6 protein-coding genes are annotated in these 6124 nt (G+C 33.6%); all 6 read right to left on the reverse strand.

What is annotated here, in order from left to right:
• Positions 1–54 precede the first annotated feature (54 nt).
• From cmr6 to csx1, 6 genes are read right to left on the reverse strand one after another with little or no spacing between them, the layout of a single operon-like run.
• On the reverse strand, positions 55–1035 hold the full coding sequence (gene cmr6, locus EV203_RS09335) for a type III-B CRISPR module RAMP protein Cmr6 (protein WP_009609692.1): 981 nt from the start codon (positions 1033–1035) through the stop codon (positions 55–57).
• Positions 1032–1439 carry a type III-B CRISPR module-associated protein Cmr5 gene (cmr5, locus tag EV203_RS09340; protein WP_132040234.1) on the reverse strand — a complete coding sequence of 136 codons (408 nt, stop codon included), beginning with the start codon at positions 1437–1439 and terminating at the stop codon, positions 1032–1034. Before cmr5 ends, cmr6 begins: the two co-directional genes overlap by 4 nt.
• 25 nt (positions 1440–1464) lie before the next feature.
• Positions 1465–2514: a type III-B CRISPR module RAMP protein Cmr4 gene (cmr4, locus tag EV203_RS09345; protein ID WP_009609733.1), complete on the reverse strand. Its 1050-nt coding sequence runs from the start codon at positions 2512–2514 to the stop codon at positions 1465–1467.
• Entirely contained in the window at positions 2507–3640 is a 1134-nt protein-coding gene (gene cmr3 / locus EV203_RS09350) for a type III-B CRISPR module-associated protein Cmr3 (protein WP_132040236.1), read from the reverse strand. Before cmr3 ends, cmr4 begins: the two co-directional genes overlap by 8 nt.
• A 6-nt stretch (positions 3641–3646) precedes the next feature.
• Positions 3647–4570: a type III-B CRISPR module RAMP protein Cmr1 gene (gene cmr1 / locus EV203_RS09355; RefSeq protein WP_132040238.1), complete on the reverse strand. Its 924-nt coding sequence runs from the start codon at positions 4568–4570 to the stop codon at positions 3647–3649.
• Between the two features lie 23 nt (positions 4571–4593).
• Positions 4594–6021 (reverse strand): CRISPR-associated CARF protein Csx1, encoded by a 1428-nt coding sequence (gene csx1 / locus EV203_RS09360; RefSeq protein ID WP_132040240.1) that lies wholly within the window; start codon positions 6019–6021, stop codon positions 4594–4596.
• Positions 6022–6124 lie beyond the last annotated feature (103 nt).

Raw genomic sequence — 6124 nt, forward strand, 5'->3', positions numbered from 1 at the left:
GTAGCTTAGTATGCCCTTTCACACAAGACACCTTTATTTATAATTTAGCATATTTCAGAGGATTTTGAAATATCCATATCCTAATCTTGTCTTTGCACCTATACCAAATTCAGTAAGAGCTTTCTTTATCCAGTTTTCTACCAACTTTTGTAAGCGGGTGCAATCGTTCAAAAAATCTATTGCCCCTTTCACTTCCGGTGGAATTTTTTCTTTTATGAGTTCTTCAAAACGGACTCTGTCAAAAAGCACACTAAACTGAAAACTAGTATTCTCCTTCACGGTCAGAAAAGGTATAGGAATAGGGTTTTCCCAATCGCCTGGTGCCGTTTTCCCTGTATCATCGCCGTAATAACTTTTATAATGTACATTTATTACATCAACATCGAAAAGCGAAGCATTATTATTGATAACCGGAAAAGCATCAAGGAAAAGAAGCAATCCTTTAAAATCCTGGGTACCAAAAAGCAATTTATGTAAAACTCTTTTTGGTGAATCTTCTTTCCCTTTATCTTCAGAAGAAGATCTATCAAAAATCAAACCTTCATAAAGCTCCTTTTGTAAATTCTCAATTTCTCCTTCTTCTATCTCTTCACCCCTTGCTTCTTCTATTGCTATATCCCAAAAACTTACCATCCTACAAACACCTTTTAAAGCAGTACCAGGAATATAAGGTATTCCAAATAGATGATGTATTGTAAGAGAAGTTTCTAAAGGATGTTCTGCACCTAAACCTATTACCAATCTGGAAGCAGTTGTAATCTTGTATTGTCTTAAAATTGGTTGGTAGCCTTGCTTAGAAAGGTCTTCAACTTGAAGATTAACTTTGGAAAGATAAGCATCAAAATTTAAACTCTTCATGGAGTAGCTGGCAAGGCTAGTTAGAAATGCATTTTTGGCTCCTTCTTTCCCGCTTTCGATTAATTCCCTTCTTATTAGCTTTGAAGATGCTAGAGAAAAATTTTCACACTTATCCCAAGCAATCTTAGAATCATCTTTGTACACAACTCCTACCAAATCCGAAAAACTTTTTATCATTGTCCCTCCCTCTCTCCAAGCGAATTAGCTTTTTCTTCCTGTATTTCAATTTCAACCGTTCTCTTTAGCCAATTTGCTAAGGCTAAAATTTCTGTAGTAGCTAATCGCAGAATTTGAAAATCTTTGTTCACAAGTTCATCAAAAGCATCCTTATCCTTTGATATGTATCCTCTTTTTTGCAACCACTTGTTTAGCGTATAATATACTGGCTTAGTTTCCTCTTTGGATTTGTAAAAAGCAAGGGTGGAAATCAAACCATTTGAAACGATAAAAGCTGGCAACCTTCTGGCATTTGCCTTGTATTTGTCTCTTTTATCTTTTTCTTTGGGTAAATTTTTTACTTCTTCAAGGCAAAAATTCGCTCTTTCTTGCTCGAGGGTTTTAACTTTCAAACCTTCAACCATCTTTCTTATCCTCCCTTTTAGAGATTTATGGATAAATCTTTACTCTCATAAACCCTTTTCCCGTAGTTTCATCTCCCCCAAGCTGGAGAATAGTTCCATTTAATATTTCATGCAAATTATCTAAAACTTCTGCAGAGTTAAAATAATTCCCTTCCCAAGCTTTTTTAAGATAAAATTCTTTATTTTTTACCTTTTCCAGCCATTCTTTTTTCTCAATCTTATTCTTTGCTTCTTCCCAGTTAAGTTTTCCCTGGGTCTTTTCTTTCACTTCAAGAAGGCAGCTATAAAATTCATCATCTATTCCAAAATAAGGGTCACTAATAAATAAAAGTGAATAAAATACGCTCTCAGAGGGTATGAGTTCCTCAGTAAACAATGCTCCCTCCTTCACCGTCCCTGTCTTTTGGTCAATTCTCACTCTTGTCCTCACCTCAACGGCATAATTTACAAAATCTCTGAAGGTATCATCTGACACAATGGCAAAATGTTTTTCAATATCTGTTGTAAGGAAAGTTTTAGGAAGCAAATTCTTTATAAACTTGACAACTTCTGAAATATTTTGCGACGTGTTTTTTATAGAAAATACAAATTCTTCAAAAGCCACTTGTTTATCATTTATCTCTAAAACTGAAATACTTTCTTTTGGAATCACTGCCTCTCCATCTTTTAAGTGTAAATTATCAATCACTTCGAAATTTTTATTAACTTCATTTATTCCTGCACTTTCCAATTCATCTTTAAATCTCTTCAATACAAAAGGACAGGTAATCCATGCAAACACGCCTCTGACAGAACGAACTGGATAGAGTAAAATCTTTGCATCTGTAATGCTTATACAACTAGAAAAATCGGAATCTTCCTCTGGACCAAAAATAAGATTTACTTTGTCTCTATCCCTCCAAATCCTGTAGCAAGTATCCCTTATAACTCCTTTGATTCCGCTGGACCAGAAAATTGGGAAAGCAGTATGTCTTTCCCTCTGGACTGGCAGGTCCACATAAGATACGCTCTGCCCTGCGCCCATATGAACAGGCGTTTCAGCGTAAAACGTTATTAAAGCGCTCTCTTTATACATTTTTTACCTCCTCCTTGCCAATTAGAATTAGATTGGAACCAATAAAGTCCTGCTCACCATTCGGAATTTTAAAAGAGTAACCACCATCTTCATGTAATATGAAAGCTGGATTCACCAAAAGCATATCCCTCTTTGCTTTTAACCACATCACCGTGCCACTTGGGAAAGCCCTCACAGTCTTCCTTATTTTTAATTTGGGTGAGTACCTCCCTAGAATTGTGTATTTATCTAGAGCCAGTGAAAACACTTCAAATCCTTCCACGGAAAATTTAAAATCAGGAAAAACTCCAGGGGTCAGAAATAAAACCTTTACAATATCTCCAGGTCTTACTTTTACCATTTGTGAAACTCCTAAATTTTCTCTCAAAAATTCCAGAAAATTTTCTCTCCCCACTTCATAGAAGGCGTTTTTCATCTCACCTCCTATTTTTAAAGCTCTTGGCGGTTGATTAAAAATTTCCATCAATTTATTTTCATCTGAAAAACCTGTTTTCTTAATCTCTTCAGCTTCAAAATCAAATTCTATCCATACAACAAGACTTACATTTTCCTTTAATCTCATAAATTCTATTCTATAAAGTGCGTCTTCTTCTCCCCCTACTGCATTCACTGTGCTATCCATTTTGATTCCAACTCTTTCTTCTTTTGTGAAAATTTCTTTATACTGAAGTATTTCATGTATTTCTATTTTCTCTCCTTTAAGCCACTTCCTAAGCCCTTCTATAGAAATAAAAGCCGGAAAAGTTCCTATATCCTCTTTACCCATATACACCGGAAATGTTCTAATGTTAGATTCAGCATTAGTATTTTCTTTCCTAAAAAGTTTAGTGTTTAATTCATAAGGGCGAGCATGAAATATATTTTCGATTTCTTCTTTTTTTCTCTCCCCCAAAATATTACTGGGTTTAGGGAAATAGAGCTTTCCGCCTTTTTCAATAAAAGGGCCATAAATACTTCTCAAAATCTTCGATGTGTCAATTTTTGTATGTGCATGGATTTTTGCACAAATAGCTCCTGCAAGCGTGTGAGGATGAGGAAAAATGGAGTACACTACATCGCCCACATTAAAAGGCCTTCCTGAGCCAAAGAAAAACACATCGTAAGGGGTAATTTTAAACTTTATCATACACTTTCACACTCCTGGGGGATTGACTTCTATAAATTCGTATTTTTTTAACTTTGTTAAAAAATCTTCCACTGGTTTCTTCTGAGGCCACTCTTGCCATACCAAAATTACTCCAAAGTAATGATTTTTTGCATTTTTCTTGATTTGTATTATTAAAGGCGAAGTTTTTCTTTTGCTTCCTTTAGGAGAATAAGAAACCTCTGAAGTTTTTAACTCATGTTTTAGAGCTCTATAGAAATTATCACGCAAGTCATTCATAGCACTTTCATAAGAATCCCAAAATTTATTTTTGGGTTTAATTAGAAATATCTTTGTATTGGTAAAATTAATAAATTCTTGTAAAGGCTTTATTTTTGAAACATCTCTTTGTATATTCAACTCCATCAATTTTTCGTTTATCTCTTTTTTAATATCCTCTAATTCTTCACCACAAAGGATAAACTCTTCAACAACTATACTCCCAAATCCCCTTCTCCACCTGGCACCAATACCACCAAATAAACTTAAGCACAATATTGAATTTTTGAGATCTTTTTCATATTCTTTTAGAAAATGTGGCATAAATCTAAAATTTAAAATAAACTCTTGATTAGGAGCATAAGAAGTTCTTACCCTTTCATTGTAATTTGCTACAGCGCCATTTTCTCCTTTTTTTCTTCTATCATTCATACACAAATATGCTTTTTCAGTACTTTGGGGCTTTTGAAGTATCCTTATATAAAATCTTTTGGCTCTGTTCGTGGAACCAAAAACTTCACTTTCCCTTTTTTGCAGGTCCTGAAGATCTTGATATTTTAAGCCTCCATAAAATCTGAACCACCACCTCAGAATACCGTTAATAGATTGCTCTCTCAGTTCAAGCGAATTTTTTCTTGCGCTACCCATTATTATTGGCGTCACTATTTGCAATTTACACTCATAATTTCTCATATTTTCACCTTCTCACATAAAACTTACACATGTTTTTTTAAACAATCTAAAAATTTTTTCTCGAGATTTTTATCATATCTTAGATACAATTTCCCCTCTTTTTTCCTTACTTCTGTGACATTTCTCTCAAAGCCTGCATGGGCCAAAAAATTTCTGTCCTCAAAGGAGCTGGGTTCCCCTTCATCTATAAAGTTATAAACTTTATTCCACTCTTCTGTAGCTTGATTTAAAATAGATTTCTCTTTTCCTCCGTAACATAAATTGCGAATTTCCTTTCCTAAAATTGAAACATGTGTTCCCAGCTCAAACAGTTCATAAATAGAATTCTCTTCAGAGGCAAAGAGCTGCTTTATCTCCTCTAGTGCAACTCCTTTTTCATAGTCATATTTTGATATGCCCCTAGCCTCTAAAACCTCTAAAATTCCCGCATAAAATCCTAAAGACAGAATCGTATTTAAATAATCAGCTTTTGAAAGACCTGGGGAACTATTCCATGACCTTGAAAGTTTTTGCTTTAACATTTCCAAAAAATTTTTTAAAAACGAAATTACATCTTCCCGAACATCAAAATTGCGATAATACAAAACAAGCGGCGTATTATTCTTAATAGCAGAAAAGCAAATAAGAAAATTTTCAAATAGCTTTTGAAGAATATTTTTTAATTCCTTTTCCCCATTTGCTATTCTTCGCGCTAAGTTAAAATCTTCAATCTCTTTTTTCTTAATAGGAGAAGAAAAGAAAGTTCTAAAGCGCAATTCCTCGATATGTATTTTATAAGTTTTTTCTAACTCTGATAAAATGGGATCTGAAAACGCTAAAAATATTTTGGGTCTTTTTTCTTTTTTAAGCCAATTTAAAAGGCCAGAAAATACTGAAAAATGCCTCACTGCTTCCAACAATGCTGAAATATACATATTTTGTCCGCTAGATATGTCAATATAAAACTCTATTGCTCCATTATCTTTGTTGTATTCATTTAAATACCTTATAGCCATGTCACTAAAAATTTGTAAAACTATATCATCATAGGAACAATTAAACTTTACAGGTTTACCAAAAAGTTTATATTCTCCAATAGAGTAAATAACTAGAAAATCCTCCGCAATTTTGGAATAGGGATGCATTCTAAAAAAATCATAAGGACTTGAAAGATATTCTTCCAACGCGTTCGAAGTTATACCACTAATTTTTTCTTTAAATTTGTTTAATTCCCTATACTGGTTGCCTTCTTTATCCTTCAAAAGCCAATCGATGACCGTTTCATTAAGCAAAAGACTCGTAGGATAGATTAAAACAACTTTTGCAGTTTCAGTTTGAAAGCCCTCTTCTTGAAACGCTCTTTTTATAGCAAAACTTGAAAGTAATTCTTTATAACTTTTGTCTTTAAAGTTAAACTCCCTCATTTCCATAAAATCTTTTGCGAATCTCCCTATTTGATATATAAGTTTCATATTCTCGCCTCCCTCTATTATCTTTTATTTTCTCTTAATATCTTAGTTTTTCTTTAATTTTCTCATCACAACAAGAGCATCTCATGGCTTATATTAACATTTC

It is taken from the genome of Caldanaerobacter subterraneus (assembly GCF_004345675.1).
Taxonomy (GTDB): domain Bacteria; phylum Bacillota; class Thermoanaerobacteria; order Thermoanaerobacterales; family Thermoanaerobacteraceae; genus Thermoanaerobacter; species Thermoanaerobacter subterraneus.

Excerpts from the sequence above, each read along its gene's own strand:
- cmr6 (WP_009609692.1), bottom strand. The coding sequence starts at position 1,035 with ATGATAAAAAGTTTTTCGGATTTGGTAGGAGTTGTGTACAAAGATGAT.
- cmr5 (WP_132040234.1), bottom strand. The coding sequence starts at position 1,439 with ATGGTTGAAGGTTTGAAAGTTAAAACCCTCGAGCAAGAAAGAGCGAAT.
- cmr4 (WP_009609733.1), bottom strand. The coding sequence starts at position 2,514 with ATGTATAAAGAGAGCGCTTTAATAACGTTTTACGCTGAAACGCCTGTT.
- cmr3 (WP_132040236.1), bottom strand. The coding sequence starts at position 3,640 with ATGATAAAGTTTAAAATTACCCCTTACGATGTGTTTTTCTTTGGCTCA.
- cmr1 (WP_132040238.1), bottom strand. The coding sequence starts at position 4,570 with ATGAGAAATTATGAGTGTAAATTGCAAATAGTGACGCCAATAATAATG.
- csx1 (WP_132040240.1), bottom strand. The coding sequence starts at position 6,021 with ATGAAACTTATATATCAAATAGGGAGATTCGCAAAAGATTTTATGGAA.